The organism is Myxococcus sp. SDU36, from assembly GCF_030168875.1.
GTDB classification, from domain to species: domain Bacteria; phylum Myxococcota; class Myxococcia; order Myxococcales; family Myxococcaceae; genus Myxococcus; species Myxococcus vastator.
Genome location: NZ_CP077414.1, coordinates 6400780 through 6420060, shown reverse-complemented (window position 1 = coordinate 6420060; position 19281 = coordinate 6400780). Strand labels below are relative to the sequence as shown.

16 protein-coding genes are annotated in these 19281 nt (G+C 69.0%); 7 read left to right on the top strand and 9 right to left on the bottom strand.

What is annotated here, in order from left to right; all coding sequences use genetic code 11:
• Positions 1–5: 5 nt before the first annotated feature.
• Together KGD87_RS26010 and KGD87_RS26005 are read right to left on the bottom strand one after the other, a co-directional pair.
• A complete protein-coding gene (locus tag KGD87_RS26010; RefSeq protein WP_284663389.1) occupies positions 6–1343 on the bottom strand; it encodes a serine/threonine protein kinase in 1338 nt (445 codons plus the stop codon).
• Positions 1344–1412: 69 nt separating this feature from the next.
• The gene (locus KGD87_RS26005; RefSeq protein WP_502888045.1) at positions 1413–2558 is read right to left on the bottom strand and encodes a serine/threonine-protein kinase; all 1146 of its coding nucleotides are present in this window, start codon (positions 2556–2558) and stop codon (positions 1413–1415) included.
• Between the two features lie 215 nt (positions 2559–2773).
• Between KGD87_RS26005 and KGD87_RS26000 the strand changes: the two genes are divergently transcribed.
• A complete protein-coding gene (locus KGD87_RS26000) occupies positions 2774–3247 on the top strand; it encodes a helix-turn-helix domain-containing protein (RefSeq protein WP_284663387.1) in 474 nt (157 codons plus the stop codon).
• Here KGD87_RS26000 and KGD87_RS25995 read toward each other — a convergent pair.
• Positions 3233–4549 (bottom strand): ATP-binding protein, encoded by a 1317-nt coding sequence (locus tag KGD87_RS25995; RefSeq protein ID WP_284663386.1) that lies wholly within the window; start codon positions 4547–4549, stop codon positions 3233–3235. The two genes, KGD87_RS26000 and KGD87_RS25995, sit on opposite strands and share 15 nt — an antisense overlap.
• Positions 4546–6171, bottom strand: a complete 1626-nt coding sequence (locus KGD87_RS25990) for a sensor histidine kinase (RefSeq protein ID WP_284663385.1) — start codon at positions 6169–6171, stop codon at positions 4546–4548. The genes KGD87_RS25995 and KGD87_RS25990 overlap by 4 nt, the downstream gene beginning before the upstream one ends.
• A 241-nt stretch (positions 6172–6412) precedes the next feature.
• Between KGD87_RS25990 and KGD87_RS25985 the strand changes: the two genes are divergently transcribed.
• A complete protein-coding gene (locus KGD87_RS25985; RefSeq protein ID WP_284663384.1) occupies positions 6413–7315 on the top strand; it encodes an MYXO-CTERM-anchored inactivated metalloprotease in 903 nt (300 codons plus the stop codon).
• Positions 7316–7388: 73 nt separating this feature from the next.
• On the opposite strand, the gene KGD87_RS25980 is transcribed toward KGD87_RS25985, so the two are convergent.
• Positions 7389–7859: an NUDIX hydrolase gene (locus KGD87_RS25980; RefSeq protein WP_284663383.1), complete on the bottom strand. Its 471-nt coding sequence runs from the start codon at positions 7857–7859 to the stop codon at positions 7389–7391.
• A complete protein-coding gene (locus tag KGD87_RS25975; protein ID WP_350099814.1) occupies positions 7856–8839 on the bottom strand; it encodes a DUF2380 domain-containing protein in 984 nt (327 codons plus the stop codon). Before KGD87_RS25975 ends, KGD87_RS25980 begins: the two co-directional genes overlap by 4 nt.
• A gap of 700 nt (positions 8840–9539) precedes the next feature.
• Here KGD87_RS25975 and KGD87_RS25970 point away from each other — a divergent pair.
• Positions 9540–10703, top strand: coding sequence for a serine/threonine-protein kinase (locus KGD87_RS25970; RefSeq protein WP_284663381.1), 1164 nt, complete (start codon positions 9540–9542; stop codon positions 10701–10703).
• Here KGD87_RS25970 and KGD87_RS25965 read toward each other — a convergent pair.
• The gene (locus KGD87_RS25965) at positions 10700–11059 is read right to left on the bottom strand and encodes a helix-turn-helix transcriptional regulator (RefSeq protein WP_284663380.1); all 360 of its coding nucleotides are present in this window, start codon (positions 11057–11059) and stop codon (positions 10700–10702) included. The two genes, KGD87_RS25970 and KGD87_RS25965, sit on opposite strands and share 4 nt — an antisense overlap.
• A gap of 210 nt (positions 11060–11269) precedes the next feature.
• Here KGD87_RS25965 and KGD87_RS25960 point away from each other — a divergent pair, with 210 nt between their 5' ends.
• Together KGD87_RS25960 and KGD87_RS25955 are read left to right on the top strand one after the other, a co-directional pair.
• Entirely contained in the window at positions 11270–13111 is a 1842-nt protein-coding gene (locus KGD87_RS25960) for a serine/threonine-protein kinase (protein ID WP_284663379.1), read from the top strand.
• A 37-nt stretch (positions 13112–13148) separates the two neighbouring features.
• Positions 13149–14060: a DUF2381 family protein gene (locus tag KGD87_RS25955; protein ID WP_284663378.1), complete on the top strand. Its 912-nt coding sequence runs from the start codon at positions 13149–13151 to the stop codon at positions 14058–14060.
• Between the two features lie 332 nt (positions 14061–14392).
• Here KGD87_RS25955 and KGD87_RS25945 read toward each other — a convergent pair whose 3' ends face one another.
• Both KGD87_RS25945 and KGD87_RS36960 read right to left on the bottom strand, forming a co-directional pair.
• Complete coding sequence (locus KGD87_RS25945; RefSeq protein WP_284663377.1) at positions 14393–15148, bottom strand: DUF5953 family protein; 756 nt, start codon at positions 15146–15148, stop codon at positions 14393–14395.
• Entirely contained in the window at positions 15145–15735 is a 591-nt protein-coding gene (locus tag KGD87_RS36960) for a DUF6310 domain-containing protein (RefSeq protein ID WP_350099808.1), read from the bottom strand. Before KGD87_RS36960 ends, KGD87_RS25945 begins: the two co-directional genes overlap by 4 nt.
• A gap of 664 nt (positions 15736–16399) precedes the next feature.
• Here KGD87_RS36960 and KGD87_RS25935 point away from each other — a divergent pair.
• Positions 16400–18040: an NHL repeat-containing protein gene (locus KGD87_RS25935; RefSeq protein WP_284663373.1), complete on the top strand. Its 1641-nt coding sequence runs from the start codon at positions 16400–16402 to the stop codon at positions 18038–18040.
• Between the two features lie 129 nt (positions 18041–18169).
• Positions 18170–18550 carry a hypothetical protein gene (locus tag KGD87_RS25930; protein ID WP_284663371.1) on the top strand — a complete coding sequence of 127 codons (381 nt, stop codon included), beginning with the start codon at positions 18170–18172 and terminating at the stop codon, positions 18548–18550.
• The last annotated feature ends 731 nt before the right edge of the window (positions 18551–19281 follow it).

Genomic DNA, 19281 nt, shown 5'->3' with positions numbered 1-19281 from the left:
GCGCGTCACGGTGTGCCGGGCTTCTTGGACGCCGTGGCCTCGGGGTCCGTGGTGGAAGGCGCCAGCGGCGCGGGCGGCGCGTCGCCGTCGTCGGAGGACTCGGCCGCCGGCTCCACCGTCTGGGTGATGCGCGCCTCCAGCGTCAGCTCGGCCACCTGTGACAAGCGGATGGCGGACCCCGCGGCTTCGCCCAGGGGCGTCTCGGACGAGGGCTCTCCGGCCAGGGCCGCCTCCTCCACCGTCAGCCCCTCCGGCTGCAGCCCGCCTTCGAGCAGCTCCGCCTGGTTGCGCCGGACCGTCGCCTCCACGGCGGCCTGCTCCACCTCCTGCGCGATGGCCCGCCGTCCCTGGGCGCCGCCCTGGGCCTCCAGCCACGCGCGCAGCGCCTCCGCCATCTCCGCGCCTGTCTGGAACCGCTCCGACGGGTCCTGCCGCAGCGCCCGCAGCAGGATGGCCCGCAGCGGCTCGGTGACTCCCGCCGCCAGGCGCTCCACCTGCTCCGGGCCCACCTGGGCCATCCGCACCGCCACCTCCTTCACGGGCATCCACGTGGGGCCCTGCGCGTGGAGCTCCAGCGGCTCCGGCTCCAGCACGGGCGCCAGGTCATCCACCATCAGCGGGTGCCGGCCCGTCAGCAGCTCCAGCAGCACCAGCCCCAGTGAGAACAGGTCCGACCGGGCATCCACCTTCCGTCGCCGCAGCGCCTCGGGCGAGGCATAGGCGATGTCTCCCTTCACCAGCTCCCGGCTCGTCACCTCGCGCCCGGGGAGCGACGAGGCCGCCACCGTGAAGTGCGTCAGCTTCACCTCGCCATGGACGCCCACGCGGATGTTCCGAGGGCTCACGTCCCGGTGGACGATGTGCAGCGGCCGGCCCCACTCATCCGTGAGGCCGTGCGCGTGGTTCAGCGCCTCCGCCACCTCCGCCGTCACGTGCGCCGCGAACGCCGCGGACAGGGGCCGCCGCCGCATGGCCGCCAGGTTCAGCACCGTGTCCAGCGAGCGCCCTTCCACGTGCTCCATCACCACGTGGGGCGCGCCGCGGTACAGCTTCAACAGCATCACCTTGGCGATGGCCGGATGGTTGAGCCGGAACGTGAGGTCCACCTCCTCCACCAGCCGTCGCCGCTCCACGAACGTGGCGGGGTTTCGCAGCCGCTTCACCACCACCGGGCCGCTCAGGCCATTGCGGTAGCGGCGCCGCGCCAGCATCAGCAGCTCTCCGGTGGAGCGCATCTCCAGCTTGCGGACGAACTCGAACACCGTGCCGGCCACGGTGAACATCACGCGGGGCCTGCGCGGATCTCCAGGAAGCTCCTCCGTCGTCGTGTCAGGCGTCATCATGGGCTCATGGACCTCTGAGGTTGAATGAAAGTGAAGGGATTTCCCCATCCCAATGAATGGCGCGCCGGCTCAGCGCCACGAGCGCAGCGTGGCCAGGAGCCACTTCAGCGCGTCCCGCCACCGCCGCCCTCCCGTGCTGGCGCGGCGGAGCTCCGTCAGGGCCCAGGGGGAGACGGGCTCGGTGGGCGGCGCGAAGGACGCTGGCGGGCCCGCTCGCTCCGGGACCCGCATCCAGCGCCGCAGCTCGCGCGCCTCCTCGTCTCCGTCGAAGAGCTCCAGCGCCTCCTCGGTGACGGCCTCCTCGGGGGCGCGGGGCGGAAACAGGTGCTCGTCCCAGGCCGCGTCCGCGCCAGCCAGCGCCGCGTCCAGCGCGTCGAACAGGGCCGCGCCCGAGCGAGGCCGCCCCGCCGCGGAGGGCGACAGCAAGCGCGCCACGACGGCGTCCAGCGCCTTGGGGACGCGCGGGTTGCGGACGGAGGGCAGGGGAAAGCCACCCACCTCGATGCTGGCCAGCAGCCCGGCGGGAGGCAGTTGCGCTGGATAGGGAAGGCTCCCGGTGAGCACCTCGTAGAGCACCAGCCCCAGCGAGTAGAGGTCATCCGTGGGCGCGAACGCATAACGCGAGCCCGCCGGCCGGGGCTGGGCCCAGAAGCGCAGGGCCTCCGGGCTGCGGTAGCTGGGCGTGCCCGGCGGCAGGGTGTCCTCGGTCAGCACGGGCGAGCACGCGTGGTCCCCCGAGCCGAAGTCCACCAGCACCGGCTGCCCGTCCGACGCCCGGATGATGATGTTGTTGCCCTTGAGGTCGCGGTGGAGCACGCCCGCGCGGTGGATGGCATCCAGCGTGAGCGCCAACTGCTGGAACACCTGCACCACGCGCCGGGGCGTGGGCTGCGCGGACAGGGCCCACTCGGACAGGGTGGGGCCCTCCACGTAGCCCATGATGAGGACCAGGTGGCCATCACGCGCGTCCGGCCACCGCCGGTAGCCCAGCAGCTCCACGACGTTGGGGTGCTCCAGGCGCATGAGGACGTGGACCTCCTTCCAGGTCCGCGCGTCCGCCCCGGGCGCGTCCTCCTCCGAGGGGCCCTGGAGCGCGAACTTCAGCGCCACCTGCCGGTGCGACTCGGATTCGGCCAGGAAGATGGCGCCAAAGCCCCCGGTGGCCAGCCGCCGGACGATGCGGAAGGCCCCCACCTCCTCCGAGTCCTGGAGCATCAATGGGTGCAGGTCCTCTCCCGGCGTCACGGATGGACTCCCATAGGACCTTGGAGGTCCAATTCAGACGTGTTCCCAGCGGCTGTCATTGTCGGCGGCGTCATGATTCAACCTTGGAGGTCCATAGCATGACGTTTGCCCTGTGAGGTAGTGTCCTGACTTGGAGGGCGGACGGAAACTTGCGGGACCCGGCGAGCGTGCGACCCTCGGCCGTCATGCGTGAGCCCGTCGACCACAAGCTGGCAGCCGTGTTGGGACGCGCCGCGCGTGACGCCCGTCTGCGTCTGGGCTTCACCCAGGGCGACGTCGCTGAACGCATGGGCATGGCCATGGAGGTCTACAGCCGCCTGGAGCGCGGGAAGATGCTGCCCCGGACCCAGACGCTGCGCCGGCTGTGCGACGTGCTCCAGGTCTCCTCGGACACGCTGCTGGGCGTGGGCCGCTCCGACGGGGCGCCCGTCACGCCCCGCAAGGCAGTGAAGGAAGACCCGGTGGAGCTGCGCCGCATGACGCGCAAGCTGCGGGAGCTGGAGCCCGGTCAGCTCCGCGCGGTGTCCCGGGTGGTGAACGCCGTCGTCACGGTGTTGCCTCCGCCGGCGGCCCCGGCGCCCGCCCCCCCGGTGAAGAAGCCCGCCGCGCGCGCGGCGCGCAAGCGCCGGGCGACGGGCTCGCGCTCAGCGCCCGCCTGAGGCGGTGGTCTGTTTGGGAGGAAGCCGGGGCAGCCACGCGATGAACGTCGTGCCGTGGCCCTCGCGGGACGACACGTCGACGGTGCCCCCGTGGGACTCGACGATGTGCTTCACGATGAAGAGCCCCAGGCCAATGCTGCGCCCCGCGTTGGCGCCGCCCGTCCGTGCTCGCTGGAGCGGACGGAAGAGCCGCTCCCTGGCGTCGTCGGGAATCGAGGGCCCCTCGTTGTGGACGCACAGCATGACCCGCGACGCCTCGCCGTGGACGCGCACCGTCACGCGGGAGTCCTCGGGACTGTGTTGGAGCGCGTTGCTCACCAGGTTGCCCAGCATCTGCGCGATGCGGTCCAAATCCCATTCGCCAAAGGCGTCCCCGTCCGACTTCACGTGGAGCTCCCGCTCGGGGTGGCTCAGCCGCAGCTCCTCAATCACCTGCTGCGCCAGCTCGTGCAGGTCCACGGGCCGCCGGTGGATGGGCAGCCCTCCGCCCATGCGCACCTGGGTGAAGTCCAGCAGGTCGCGCGTCATCCGCACCGCGCGCTCCGCGGAGGCCTGGATGCGCAGCACCGCGCGCAGGCTCCGCTCGTTCAGCTCCTCCCGGCGCGCCAGCACGGACGCGCCCAGCTCGCGCCCCGCGGCGACCATGCCCACCGGCTGGCCCGTCCGGGGGTCGGTGAGGGTGGAGACGTTGTAGAAGACGGGGATGTGCGCGCCCGTCTGGAGGTTGCGCAGCTGGAGCTCACCCTCCCAGCGCCCCTGCGTCGCCACGGCGGGGAGCAGGGTGTCCCGGATGAAGGCTTGGTCCTCCTCGGGGAAGTAGTCCATGAAGGCGGTGCGGCGCGCCGCCTCCTGTCCCGCCACGTCCAGCATCCGCTGCGCGGCCTCGTTGAGGTAGGTGACGCGGCCCGCGGTGTCCGCGATGCCAATCGCATCTGGGCTCTGCTCCACCACGACGGCCAGCGCCTGCCTCGCCTGCTCGACCCGGCGTTGCTCCTCGCGCACCCTGGACACGGCGAGGTTGCCCTCCACGCGCGCCAGCAGCTCCCGCGCGGAGAAGGGCTTCACCAGGTAGTCGTTGGCGCCGGCCTCCAGCCCCTCGACGGTGGCCTCCTCGCCCGCGCGGGCGGACAGGAGGATGACGGGGAGGTCCGCGGTGAAGGGCGACTGGCGCAGCGCGCGCAGCAGCCCGAAGCCGTCCAGCCCCGGCATCATCACGTCGCTGAGCACCAGGTCGGGCCGGCGGGCCCGCACCGACTCCAGCGCGGCGCGGCCGTCCCACGCCAGCGCCTGGGAGCGCTTCATGACGCCATTTCCCGCGCCGCGTCCGCGCCAGGAACCTGGCAGGGCAGGTGCACCACGAAGGTGGCGCCCTGGCCCAGCGTGCTCCGCACGTCGATGGTGCCGCCCATGGCCTTGACGTTCTGCCGCGTGACGTACAGCCCCAGGCCCAGTCCGCCGTAGTGCCGTTCGGAGACGGCGCGCTCGAACTTCTCGAAGATGCGGCCCACGGCCTCGGGGGGAATGCCAATGCCTTCGTCACGGACGCTGAACCAGGCGCGCTCCGCCGTCCCGCCAGCCTGCAGGTAGACGGGGTGGCCCACGCCGTACTTGAGGGCGTTGGAGAGGAGGCTGGACACCGCCTGCTCCAGCCGCACCCGGTCCCATTGGCCCACCACCACCGCGTCCAGCTCCGCCTGGATGGGCGTCCCGGTGCGCTGTGCCTCACCCTCGAAGCGCGCGGCCACATCCTGGACCAGCGCTCTCAGGTCCACCGGCTCCAGCTCCAGGCGCAGCTGACCGCTGCTGATGAGCGTCACGTCCAGCAGCTCACCCACCAGCGTCGACAGCCGCTTCACCTGCCGCTGCATGACCGCCAGGTCCGCGGGCAGCCGCTCCAGCAGCTCTGGTCCGCGCCGCTCCAGGGTGGCTCGCGCCAGCGTCTGCAGCTTCAGGTTGAGCGGCGTCAGCGGCGTCTTGAGCTCGTGGCTGGCCACGGCGAGGAACTCGTCGCGCAGCCGGATGGCCTCGTCCATGGCGGTCAGCAGCCCCTCGCGCTCCTGTTCGACCTGCTTGCGCTCGGAGATGTCGATGACGGAGCCGATGTAGCCCAGGAACTCGCCGCCCGGCCCGAAGCGGGGGCTGGCCGAGTCGATGGCCCACCGGTACGCACCATCCGAGCGCCGCAGCCGGTAGTCGAGCCGGAAGGGGCTGCGCCGCGCGTTGGCGTCGAGGAACACCGCCCCGGACTGCTCGGCGTCGTCGGGATGCACGGCCTTGAGCCAGCCGAAGCCCAGGCCCGCTGCCTCCGTCTGTCCGGTGAACTCGTACCAGGTCCGGCTGAGGTAGACGCAGCGGCCGGTGGCGTCCGTCATCCACAGCATCACCGGCGCGTGGTCCGCCATGTTCCGGAAGCGGGCCTCGCTCTCCTGGAGCGCCCGTTGGGACGCCTTCTGCGCGGTGACGTCCCGCATGGTGATGAAGACCCGGTCGCTTCGCTCGCTCGACGGCCGGGTCAGGGTGAGCATCACGTCGATGTGGCGCCCCCGCAGCGTTTGAAGCTCGGTCTCGAACTCCAGCCGCGTGCCGCCGTCCCAGAACATGAGGAGCTCGGCGGTGAAGGCCTTCACCGTCTCCGGGACGAAGAGGCGGGACAGGGCCAGGGTGCCAAGCACCTCATCCCAGCCGCGCGCCTCGAGCAGGCGCACCGTGGCCTCGTTCACGTCCACGACCTTCACCCACCCCGCGGCCTCCATCACGAACCCGGGGTGCTCCACGAGCCAGGCGCGCAGGTCCTGGACGCCGGAGGCACGCAGGCCGTCGAGCGCGGACGCGACGGCGGTGAAGTCCTCCTCCCAGAGGGAGACATCCGCTCCGTTGAACAGCTCCTGGTAGCGCGCGTCTCCGGCTGTCTCAGCCCCACCCAAATATGCCTCCTCCGTACCCCGGCTCGGGTGGACTGAGTTAACAGCGTGAGTACGCTCACCGCGTCCCAAAGATTCTGGAGCCGCCACGAATCAACGCACAGGCGTCTTCCTGGCGACCGGCGGTCGAACGCCTCCTTGGAGGGCGGCTCTGGAGGCCCGGCCGAACGCCCGCTTGCCTTCCGAGTCGGGCGCACGCCGGAGCGGTTGATGGGGCTCCAGCACCGTCTATGATTGTCCGGACATGCTCCCTTCCAGGGTTTTTCTATTCACTCCTCTCTTCATCCTCTTCAATGTGTCCAACGCGCGGGCACAGTCCTACGAACGGACACGAATCGAAGGGGTGGAGCTGTGCCGCGGTGACAGGGCCGTGACCTATGCGATGACCACCTCGGGTGGCCACCCGACCGCTGAAGAGAGGGCGGCGGTCACCGCCGCGTTCAACACCTGGAATCAGGCCGTGGCCAGCTGCTCGGACCTGGTGTTCACGCCCGGCGAGGATGTGCCCCATCCCGCGCCGATGCCGCTCGACGGGAAGATGCTGGTGACCTTCCGCCAGGTGAACTGCTCGGACATCGTCCCCGATAACGATGTCTGCTGGCAGAGTGACACCTGCTCCGAAAAGTATGACTGTTGGCCCTTCGCGCCGGATGATGTCGTTGATGAGACGAGCCATTTCCGGCTGTCCACCGGTGAGATTCTCGGCACCAACATCAGCCTCAACAACAGCAATGGCATGCTCACCACGCTGGACGGTCCCCCCTGCGACCAGGGAGTCATCGAGCCCGGCTGCGTTGTTGGAGATGTCCAGAGCCTGGTGACACGCTCCATTGGAGAGGGGCTGGGGTTCGCCCTGCTGACACGCACCGATTCCACGATGTCTCGCGTCCTGCCATGGGGCGATACGCAGAAGCGCATCATCGACCCTGGCACGCTCCAGGGCATCTGCGAGACCTACCCTCGAGGGCTGCCAACACCCGGCTGCCCCCTCCCAACGGATGGCGGCGTCCCGGATGGGGGTGACGGCGTCCCGGATGATGACGCTCCGTCCAAGTCTGGCTGCACCACCACCACCTCGGTGCCACTCCTCGCAGGGCTCATGTTCCTGCTGGGGGCGCGACGCACTCGCCAACGCTCACGGGGCTGAGCCCGCGGAGGGCATGACCTGCGAGCACATATCCGCAGGCAGCACGAGAAACGGGAGGCAGCTCCGGTTCCGTTCAGGCTTCGTCGTCGGGGAGAAGCGTCCGGAGCAACTCGTCGTCAGGACCGAGCGGGCGCCAACCAGGGGGCGGGGGATTGGTGAGCAGCGCATCTCCGACCCGGTCGACGCGGTCCTTATCAGGTTCTGGTGTGTAGGCGAACCACTGGCCAAGCGCTATGGCGACCTCCATCCGTGCGTCACCCTCCAGCACGGGCGGCCAGCCGTTGGGGAGACGTTCGTACAACTCCCGCACGAGTTGCCCACGCACCAGTCGAGTGAACTTCTTGCTGCGTTCAGCCTCGGCAACCAACCCCCTGAACACCTGAACGCCAGCGACGTCATCCGGGCCAAGCTCCTCTGCAAGAGCGACCAGGGACGCGGTGGGACGGGCCTCGGCAAAGGCTGTGACCGAGTCGTAACCTCGCTCACGGACTCGTTCATACAGACGGGCCTTCCAATTCCCCTGCCACGAACGTCCATCGGTCATCGGCTTCTCCCTTGAGTGAACTTCATCGGGACGTCGTAGAGCCTCATGTTCTCAGCGACGGTCCGAAGGATTGTATTCCGCGTCAACATCTGGCCCGCCCTCTTCTCAGCCTTGAGAAGTGCATCCATGATCATCCGGTTCCACTCGCCGGGCCACATGCGCCCCAGCTTCCAGTTCCCTCCACCGTGAATCGCCTCATGGTGGGCCCGCTCCAGCCGCACGCAGAACTGGTCGATGTCCATGTCCCCTTTGAAGCCGCGCGCCTCGAACCACGCCCGGTGCTCCTTCGGCAGGACGTGGTGCTTCGGTGCGTCGGACATGCCCGCGCCCGCTCTGTCCGTCACCTGCATGCCGCGCACTTCGGGACTGTCCCCCAGCGCGTCGCGCACGCCCTTGGGCAAGTCCTGGTGCGCCTGGGCCATCACCACCTGTCCGCCGTGAATGCGGATGGCCGCGCTGACGGCCGGGAGGGAGAGGACGCCTGCCTGCACGAGCCTTCGCATCATCTCCACCCACTCCGCGGAGACGACGATTCGCGAGCCCACCATGACGCCGCCCGAACTCATGACGAACCCAACGCCGAGCGTCGCGGGTGCGGCCGGGGGTAGCCGGGGCAGCGACATCTTCAGCGTGGAAACCATGGTGAGCATCTCCAGCACCTGCGCCGCCACCATGACCTTGCCGCCGAACTCCATGGCCGAGCGCGCATCCCGATGAATCGCGTCGAACTCACGGGTCAGCTCGCCCATCAGCGCGGGCATCGCGGTCGCCGCCGCCTCTACGCGCTCCGAGTCCCCCGAGGCGAGCTCTTCCAGCGTCGGAGTCATCAGGCTTTGAACTCGATGCAGGTCCACGAACAGCTTCTCGTAACCGCACATGGGACAGTCGCGTACCACGGCGTCAGCGAGTTGGAGGAAGTCCACCCACGTGGCCAGCAGCAGGGCTCCGAACATCGCGGCCTGGAGTCGAGGTCCCGACATGCGGAGGACGCCTAACTCCATGTCGGAGTCCCCCACCTGCGACGCCACTCTCACCAGCGCGGTGGCGCTCCCAAGCGTTCGTCGGAGCCACGCCCGTTGCTCGGAGCCGTGGTTGAGATAGCGTGTGAATACCCCGGCGAGCCCCCGGCCACCGAGGGAGGGCGGACGTGACGCAAGTCGGGAGCGCGCGGCTTCGCTGCCCTCCATGGAGCGCTTCACCTCGTCAATGGCGTCGAGGACGGCCTGACGCGTCGCTGCGGCACTCCGCTCCCTACCTCCGGCAGCTCCAGACACGGGGCCAGGCCCGGCTTCCGTGACGTCGTGACGTGGCCCCTTGCGGCGCAATCGCCGTGGGTGCACCTCGGGCCCTGAATCGCTTGGCGCTTCTCCCCACGCGGGGGACGCGGCCACGCGCGGCGTGTAGCGCAGCGGTCCGTCACGTTCGGGAGCATTCGGCGCCGAGGCGCACCCCGAGGCCAGCACCGCCACCACCAACAGCAGTACGTCAGCGCGCATTGCCGCCCCCTTCGCCTTGGGAAAGATTAGCGTGCCCCCGTGTCCACCGCGTAGAGCGTCCCTCCCAGGACTCGCCAGCGCATATCCTGATGCTGTGAATCTATAAAGTCCATGATATGTGGACTTGAAGGGTTCAAATCGTTGAGACTCCTCGGAAACCCAAGCATTGCCTCCCGAGGACCGCATGCCCTCCACGACCGACAGTGACAGACGCCCCGCGCGGTCCCACGCCCTTCCTCCACTCGCGACGCCAAGGACACCCCAGCCGCTCTTCACGGTGGGGGGCGTCCGGTACGAGGCCGTCCGTGAGTTGATGCGGATGCCCACGGGCGAGGCGCTGCTCCTGGCCCACCGCTATGCACTGGAGGAGGAGGTGCCGGGCCGGTGCCTCGTGCGTCGTCTGCCCAGCCCCTCGACCTACGAGGAGCGCAAGCGGCTCTCTGATGAGATTCAACTGGCCTTCCGGCTCAATCACCCCAGCATCGCCCAGGTCTTCCACCTGAAGATTCACCGGAACACGCCGCATGTCGTCATGGAGTACGTGGACGGGCCCTCGCTGGACACGTTGGTGAGCGCGGGCATCGCGCGGCGCAGGCCCGTGTCCGAAGCGCTGGCGCTCTACATCGGCGCCGAGGTCGCGGACGCCCTCCATCACGCCCACACGTCGCGAGGCGAGACCGGCAAGCCGCTGGGCATCATCCACCGGGACGTCAACCCTCGGCACATCTACCTGGGGGCGCATGGCGCGGTGAAGCTCGCCAACTTCGGCGCCGCCTACTCGCTCATGGTGGGGCGGCTTGAGTCTCCCGCCAACCTCGTCCGAGGTGACGTGGCCTATGCCTCTCCTGAGTACCTGGAGCGCCTGCCGTTGTCCCCGGCCTCGGACGTCTTCAGTCTGGGCGTGGTGCTCGTGGAGTTGCTGACGGGCACGCACCTCTTCGACGTGGAGGACGTGCCGTCACCGCCCAGGGGGCTGAGTCCCCTCCAGGCCGAGCAGCGCCCTTCCTTGCCGCTGACGCAGATGCGCGTGCTGCTCTCCAGCTTCGGTCCGGCGGAGGTCGAGGCGGCCGTGGCGGGGGTGTCTGCGGACGTGAAGGCCCTCCTCCACAAGGCTTTGCGTGTTGTCCCGGGGGAGCGCTTCGCCACGGCGGCGGACCTGGGGGACGAACTGCGCGCGGCGCTGACAAAGCGGCATCCGACCTTCGGGCGCCAGGATGCCCAGGCGGAGGTCGCCCGCGTCATCGCGGAGGGAGGTTGCCTGCGGGACGTGGTGGAGTTCGGTGAGGGCGGCCTCTACCCGGAGGGGCTGGACGCGCACGAACTCGAGGCGCTCGCGAAGGAAGACTAGCGAGTCAGGGCGGTGGCGACGTGGAGGAGCGCGTCCAGCTTCTCCGCGTCCAGCCTCCGCGCGAGCGCCAGCAGTCGGCGCAGCTCGGGCGTCTCCGCTTCCAGGGACGGAGCGCGTGGGGGCTTCTTCCCTGAACCGCGCGGCGTCGTGCCCAGCAGGACCTCGGGAGAGAGGCCCAGCGTCAGGCTGAGGCGGTGGAAGACGGGGACGCTGGGCAGCACCTTCCCTCGCTCCAGGCGCCCGTAGGCGGGCTCCACGAGGCCCACGCGCTCGGCCACCTCGGCGCGCGTCATCCCCAGCTTCTCCCTCGCCTCACGCGCGACCGTGCCGATGGTGATTGCCAGCTCTTCATTCATGGAACTTCCCGAAGGTGACTTCTTCCATCCCTCCTTCGTAGTGGAATGGGATGCCAGACGTCCAGAGGATGATGCTGGATGTCAGACGTCAAGCGGCACAAGTCGGTCGCGAGGACGGACTCCCTCCGGGGGAGTCGCTTTGGTAGGGTGCGCGGCCCGTTGGGAGGGTGCGCGCATGAGCGAGGGCCGGACGGCCGGGAGACGGACGCCGTGAGGCACAAGGAGCCTGCCCTCGCGGTGCTCGCGCCCGGTGTCCAGGTGGTGGGCTACACGGTGGAGCGTCGGCTGGGCAGCGGCGGCTTCGGGGCCGTGTACCTCGCGCGGTGTGAGGGGCAGGCCTACGCGCTGAAGCTGTTGGAGCTGGCGCGCGTGGGCGCGCGGGTGGAGCGTGAAGTCTCCATTCTGCTGAAGCTGAGTCACCCCAACGTGGTGGGCCTTCACGGCTTCGGGAGGTGGCCGGCGGCGGCTCCGGAGTTCGGCGTCATCGTCATGGAGTACGTGGAAGGGCGGCAGTTGGACGTGTGGGCGTCCGAGGAGAACCCCTCCGCGCGGCAGGTGGCGCGCGTCGTGCTGGACGTGGCGCGGGCACTGGAGGCCGTCCACGAGGCAGGTGTGCTTCACCGTGACGTGAAGGAGGCCAATGTCATGGTGCGCACCGTGGATGGTGCGGCGAAGCTGGTGGACTTCGGCGTGGGGGACTACGCGGGAGCTCCAGGAATCACGGCGGACATCCTCCCGCCCGGGACGCCGGAGTACCGCGCTCCGGAGGCGTGGAGCTTCTTCCGTCAGCATGCCCGGGTGCCTGGGGCTCTCTACACGCCGGGCCCCTTGGACGACTTGTGGGCGCTGGGCGTGGTCCTCTACCAACTCCTCACCGCGCGGCCTCCCTTCGTGGGGGACTATTTCACGCTGGCGGATGTCGTCATCACGAATGAAGCGATTGCTCCCCGCCAGGTGAACGCGCGTGTGCCCGCGGCGCTCAGTGACGTGTGCATGCGGCTGCTGGAGAAGGCGCCGGTCGCGCGGGTGCCGAGCGCGGGGGCTTTGCGTGCCGCGCTGGAGGAGGCGCTGCGAGGCGCGGACGCGGCGTGGGACGTGCCGCTGTGTGACGCCCACGGCGAGGACACCGCGACGACGGAGGGGGACAGGGACACCTTCGACAAGTGGCTGAACGAACCGCTGCACCGCCCCCGGCGCGGCAAGCGGCGAGAGCAGGCGAGGTCTCCTCCATTGGAGGCGCAGGCGCCATCGTTGGAGGAGCGGAGCGCCGCATCGGAACAAGCTTCGCGGCCCATGCTGTCCTCGCTGCGTTGGGGCGCGGCGGCACTGGCGCTGCTCGCGGTGCTCGCCGTGGTGGGGTGGGCGTGGAACTCGCGGACGTCACGCGGCGCGGGGGCCATCCCGCCCCGTCAGGAAGTAGCGCGCCCGGAGAGTTCATCCCAAGCTGTCCACGCCGCAGCGCCCCTCTCCGGCAAGGAGTCCACCCCTGCGGCCTTCGCTGCCCCTGCGATGCTCCCCGAGGCCACCACCGTGAAGATGGAGAAGACCCAGACCCCGCCGCCACCAAAGCCTGGAAGGAAGGGCGCGGGCATCATGAGCAAGGCGCTTGTCGCGGTGGCGGCCTGCACGGGGCTGGCGTGCCCCGGAGCGCAGGTGCGCCCGCCGCCGCCCCCTGAGCCATGCCCGGACGGGGCTGTTGAGGAGATGGCGCGGTGGGGCGTCAAAGTGGAAGACCACCATTTCGTGACTTTTCTAGTCAGCAGGCCGCAGGTCATCACGGTGACGGATCGTCCGGCTGAAGTGGAACTGCTCGGCAGGTGGAATCGCATTCCGTCTTCCACCATCTTCTCTGGGCGCCTCATTGTGAGTGACCGCGTCTATGGCCGGTTCACCCATGCGCGTACTCGCGATGGAAAGAGCTTTCCCGTGTGCCTGGAGTTGCAATCTGAGTCCTTGGTGAAGGGGCTGGAGCGGGAGCCAGGGGACGACAGTCCGACCTCGGCTCGTGTCTTCACGACCGGCGACGTGAGGGCGGTGCGCGAGTTTGAGTGATGCGGCGCGGGGTGCCGCGTGAGGGAGTCGTGGACGGATGCATGCAACATCATCGGTCGTTTTCCTCTCGCTCTCGCTCCTGGCGGGGAGCTCTGCGGCACAGGGGAACATGGTGTCGGGGAACGGCGCTCGGCGAATCGAGTTGGGGCCGGATGACTCAGGCGCGCTGACCGAGATTGCCGTCAGCCCCGGTTTGTCCACCGTGCTTCTCTTTGACTCGGAGTTGGCTCAAGAGGGGGTCGCCCTGGAGGGGAGGCATGCCTTTTCGAATGTCGACGTGGGCCGCACGACGATGCGACTGGTTCCTTCGGAGCGGGGGACTCCCGGGGAGAAGTTCCGGGTGTCTGTGCGCTTCCGCGACGGCGCAGCGCCTCCTGGGGCTTCGTTCCTGCTGACGGTTCATCCCGCGCGCGCAGACAGCCTTGTCGAGGTGTACCGGAGCGCGAGGAGCGTTGAGTCGTACCAGCAGGAAGCGAGGGAGGCGCGCGCCGAGACGCGACGATGCCAGGAAGAGAATGCGCGGCTGGTGTCGGAGCACGGCGCTCCGGGGGGCTTCGCGGGATTGCTCGCGACCGGCGGCATCGATGTGAACGGTGTGGCCGGTCGGATCGTGACCAAGACGGTTTCCTTGGACCGGAGGAACGCCCTTGAGCCATTCCAGGTTCAAAGTTTCCGCTCGAAGAGTCGTATCGCCCTTGAAGTCTCCCTGAGGGCCCTGCGCGGAGGACTGCCGTGGACTGCGAGTGGCGCTACACTTCGCGGGCCCTCTGGAACTGAATTGAAGGTGCTCCGCGTATGGCAAGAATCACCCATCATCTCGGGAGGAAACGGGCGCGTGGTGATTGAAGCAGAAGCGTCCGCTGAATCCGCGCGAGGCTCCTTTTCGCTCAAGCTGTGGGAGGCAGAGGGTCCTCGCACGGTGACGATTGGCAACGTGACGTTCCCCTGAGGTGTCGCGGGGCTCCAGGGTGAGCGGCGCAGGCAGCGGCGAGCACCGTCGCGCGGCTACTCCTCCAGCTTCCATCCCACGCGAGACTCGAATGCCGCGATTTGGACAGGCGTCGCAGGAGGGTTGGGAAAGTGGTGTCGTGAGAGCTCTGCGAGCAGGGGGGCGATGGGCATGGCCGTACCTCAGTCCAAGTAAGGCCGGTCAGGGCCCACGTTTCGCCACGATGCTTGAGGTCCGATACCTTGGGGGGAGTCGCAGCAGCAGTGGGTGACTGTGAGGCGTCCACCGAACAGCGCCCGGCCGCTCTCACTTGGGGCCCCCGAGCTGAGGGGTCAAGGCGCCGAGCGACCGCCAATCTCCGGGAAGCGCTCATAGGCCCACTTGAGCGCGTCCAGGTGGGTGGGGTTGTCCAGGTCGAGCGGCGCGTCCGTGAGCTGCACGACCCACCCGCCCGACGCCGTGCGCCGCGCCCGCGTGAGCAGGTCCGCGTCGCGCGAGGGGTCTGGGAACCCGATGGCCTGCGCGGCAGCAACAGACCAGTAGTTCAGCCACCCGAGGTAATAGGGAATCTCGGGGGAGCGGATGTGCTCGAAGAGCTTCAGGGCGGGCAGGCCCCGGGGGGGGGACGGCGGCCCTTCCAGAGTGGGCGCAATTTGCAGCGCGATGTCTCCCGAAGCGCCGTCCGTCGTCGCATGCCCCCAGAACGCGCGTGCGCCCTCTGCCACTGCTTCAAGCACATCCGCCGCTGCCGTGATAACGGCGGCGTCCAGTGGCAGCTTCGCATGGACTTGGAGTTGTGGCCGACCGCCTGGGCTCACATACGCGGAGCGGTGGCGCCCGGAAATCATCACGGCGTAGCGCTCATCGCCGTTGCATATCAGCGGGAACTCGCCGCGCGTGGCCGCCTCCGCCAACCACGCATCGCGCTGTGGCAACGCGGCAAGCCGTCGCCTCTCGGTGACTCTCCACTCCAGGCGCAATCCGGGGAGCGCCTTTTCCAACCCATGGACGGCAGCGAGTGTGCGTTTGTCGTTACCCAAAAGCGCAGGCGCATAGACGTTGAGAATGAGGGGGCTTCGAGTGGTCATCTTTTGCACCCCGTTACGACGATCGTGAAGGTTGGATCCTGCTTGAGCAGCGCGAGTCTGTGCGCGTCGGTGCTCACGCCAACAACGAAGTCATATCCACAGGCCCGCGCAGCGTCGCGCTCCTGGGCCAATTGCTCGAGCTCCTTCTCGATTTCCCGCTCCCGGATGAAGCCATTGTATGTGTCAAACCGGTGGGTCTTGATCTCCCATAGCACGCGCACGCCGACTTGCAGCGCATCGAAGCGGATGCCATTCACACGTACGTCCATGCCGGGATAGCGGTTGGGCGGAAACGTGTCGGCGCACTCGTTGTGCGGGGCATCCTTGCCCGCGTGAGGAACCGGGACGGGCCTGCACTCAGGACGTCGCTCTCGCTCCAGTGGCTCAGTCGGCACCGGGGGGAACCCGTCCTGCCCTGATGGCTTCGACTTGGGCTTTCGATTTGTTGAGGGTTCCTGCGGGGCGGTCTTCGTTTGGGGCGAGGGCTCTACCTCCCCCGAACGACTCCCTCTCAACTCATACGCCTCCAGCGCTTCCTTGATGACGACTCCCACCACCACCACGCCGACGACGATCACCGCGCCCACTACAATCTCTGGTGCGACCAGGACACAAAGGCCGACTCCCAGGGCCGCCGCGCCCGCTGATGCGACCGCGCACCTTCCCGTCGGGTCGTTGAACCGGACCCGGTCATGGTCGAGGGCTTGGTAGCACCGCTCCGCCATCACGGGCCAAGGCTGGGAAGCCTCACGGACGACGCAATGTCCCCCGTCCCGCCACGGCAGCTTTGCCGCTCGCTGGAGGTTGCGGACTCTTGGTGTTCGGGGCGCGCGTTCTCTTGGGCTCGGTGCCGACGTAGCGCACGCCGAGAGGAAGAGGAGAAGTGCGGCGCAGGCGCGTGGTCGCATGGTCACGTCCTTTTAGTCTAGCCAGCGAGCTGAATGGCAAGGCTGTCCGCTTCTGGAATTGGGGCAGCAGCAGTGGGTGACGGCGAGGTGTCCACCTGCCGCCGCTGGAAGCGCCATGAAGCGCCCTTGCCAGTCGCCTTGGATGTTCGCGAGCTACTGCCGCACGGCAGGGTGCCGCTGATGACGTGCCGCCCCTCGCCGTGGGGGCCACGAATTCGGATGCGCATCGGCAGCTCAGCCCGCAGTCATCTACCGCCGTAACGAGCCCGAGGCGCTTGTCCTCGGCTTGATGATGCCTGTGCCAGCTTGTCACGCGGACATGGGCTCGCATAGAAGGCCGCGCATGCTTCGCAAGCCATTGCTCTCCCTGCTGCTCAGCGCGTCTGTCCTTTCCGCCGCGTGCTCTCGCGACGAACAGAAGCCGGCCGTGCTCATCATCGACCGGGAGGAGGCCGACTTCGGTGAGCTGGAGGTGGGCCGGTCCTCCCCCGAGCACCTCTTCACCGTGCGCAACGCGTCTCCGTCGGCGGTGGAGTCCGTGTCCGTCAAGGTGGAGGGCAGCGGGTTCACCATCACCGCCAACACCTGCGAGCGCTTCCTCGACGCGGGCAGGGAGTGCGAGGTGCGGGTGCGGTTCTCGCCCCGGCTTGCGGGGCCGAGCGAGGCGCGCCTTGAGGTGGAGGGCGCGCCCGACGTGGACAGCGCGGTCCTCAAGGGCATGGGCGTCGGCTATGTGGAGGTGCTGAGCCTGCCGGGTGGCGGAGCGCGCGTGGTGGCCGAGGGGGAAGGCTGGTCCTGCGACGAGCCGTGCAGGATGCCGGTTCGCCAGGCGCAGGTGACGCTCCGGGCCGAACCAGCGGGGATTCCGACCTGGGGCGGGGCCTGCGCCGTGGTGGCGGGTGGCGGCTGCTCGCTCGTCATGGACGGGACGAAGGTCGTCTCCCTGGAGGCGCTCGAGTCCCTCCTGCGGTGGGAGGCGCGGCGGGGCTCTCATCCGCGGAGCGTGGCGGTTTCGGCCGGTGGTGACATCGTCGTCCTGGAGGTCGGGCAGCTGCAGCGGCTCAGCAGCACCGGGCAGCTGCGCTGGTCGGTCCCCCTGAGCGGCGGGGTGGAGATGGCCCTGGATGGCGCGAGCAATGCCTACGTGGTGGACTCCTCCGGACGGGTGACCCGGTACGACACGCACGGGCAGGTGCTGTGGACCTCTTCAGAATCCGTCGAGAATCCCGGCTGGCACGAGCTCGCGGTGAGCGCCAGCGGGAATGTCTACGTGCTGTTGAGCCTGGGCAATCATGAGCTCGCGCGTCAGCTGGAACTCATCGCCATCTCGCCGCAGGCTGCCAAGCGTTGGAGCCTGCGCTTCAATGAGGGCCAGTTCAACTACGCCTCTGGCCTGGCGGTGAATGACCAGGGGGAGGTCTATCTGTCCGGCAGCGTGTTCAACCGGAACGCGACGTCCGGGGAGTCGGTGTTCGTGAAGTCCTACCTCCGGAAGTACAGCGCGGAGGGCGCCATCCTGTGGGAGTCGCAGGACGGCTGGGACCTCTTCGCCGTCAACGCCGAGGGCGCGACGAGCACCCTCTTGCCCAACACCTCCCCGTCTACCAGGGGCTTCACCCAGCGGTGGATTGGAGCGAACGGGGTGACGCAGTGGACCGCGACCATCCCGAACGGGCCGGGCGTGGTCACCCTGCAGACCTTCGCGCACTCCGGCGCGCTGCTCGTCGGTGGGCACGAACCCCTCGCGGTTGGAACGGAGTTTGGCCGGGGCTGGTTCGCGGCAATGAACCTCACGACCCGTGTTCTCGGCCCGGTGACCTACGTCGAGGGGAGCACGGGGATGGGAGGTCCGGTCCGTATCAGCGACCTCGCGCTCACCCCGGCGGGCCATGTCGTGGTGACCGGCGGCTTCGGCGCCGTCACGGACCAGGGCGAGGGCTATATCCGGGTGTACGACGGGCGCGTGCTCACGGGCGTGCCGTAGCGCCCTCACGGCGCGGGGCCACGCCGGGGTTGGAGGAAGACCCACGGAGCTGGGACTTGAGCCGGACGGGATATTCTTCAGCGCCGCCGTTCGTCGGGTTGAGCGGCCTGCAAAGCGATGGAGTCCGGCATGACCATGCGCACCGCCCGCATCCTCCTCGTCGTCATCGGGCTGTTGCTCCCGTACGCAGCACGCCTGCCGCGTGGCCTCGACTGGGCGCAGCAGTACGCGGGCGGCGGCCTCGGCGCGTCGCTGTTCCTCGGAGTGTTCAATGCGCTCGCGTGGGGCGCGCTCCTCGCCGTCAGCTTCTTCTACCAGCGGCCGGTGTCGCTGCTGGCGCCCGCGCTGGCGGGCTTCGGCTTCCTCGCCTGGGCGCACGGGTCGCTGAATCTGTCGGCGGACGCGCAGTCCGCCGTCGCGCTCGTGTTCATCCCGCTCTACGCGCTGGTGCCGATTCTTATCGGCGCGGTCGTCGGCGCCCTCATCGACCGGCGGCTTCGCGCCGGGTGACGGCGACGAGGGTTCTCCCGATGCGCATGCCGTTCGTGTTCGCCTCCGTCCTGGGCACGGGGGGTACGGGCCTCGGACAGCGCCAGCGAGGCCGACGACGCCACCCGCGAGCGGGTGATCGCGGATGTCGCCCGCGAAGCGTTCGACTTCTGGGCCGGTGATCGCGGCGATTGTAGGCGGGACACCGCCGCGCGAGCTACGGTTTCCCCATGGCGCGGCCCATAGACCCGACGGCGAGCTGTCCCGTGACCCGCGGCGAAGTCAATCTCGAACGGTACGCGTCGGTGGACGGTGCTTGGCGGGAGTTGGGCCTTGCCGCGCCTGCACGCCGTGCGCTCGTCAACGCGGGGCTCCTACGCCTCAACGACCTGGCTCGGCTTTCAGAGGATGAAGTGCGGTCGCTTCACGGGATGGGACCGAACGCCTTGGGAAAACTACACGCCGCGATGCGGAAAGCGGGCATTGCCTTTCGCGCCTAGCACGATTGCGTCAGGGGTGGGCGGAAGGGCGCGTGGGCGACGGAGGTCTGGGCGTGGACTTGAGGTGGCGCGACCGGTGCGTGCGGCGCCAGACGGCGAGGTGCGCCCCTCCCTGCCACCGCGCCTCATGTCGCCTGCTCGGCCTCCCCATCCACACCTCGGGCAGTGTCAGGCCATGGCCCAATCCGTCTCCGGCACCGGGCCAACCCCTGGCGTTGCCTCGGCCGCTTCAGGGCACCGCCGCCCTGGTAC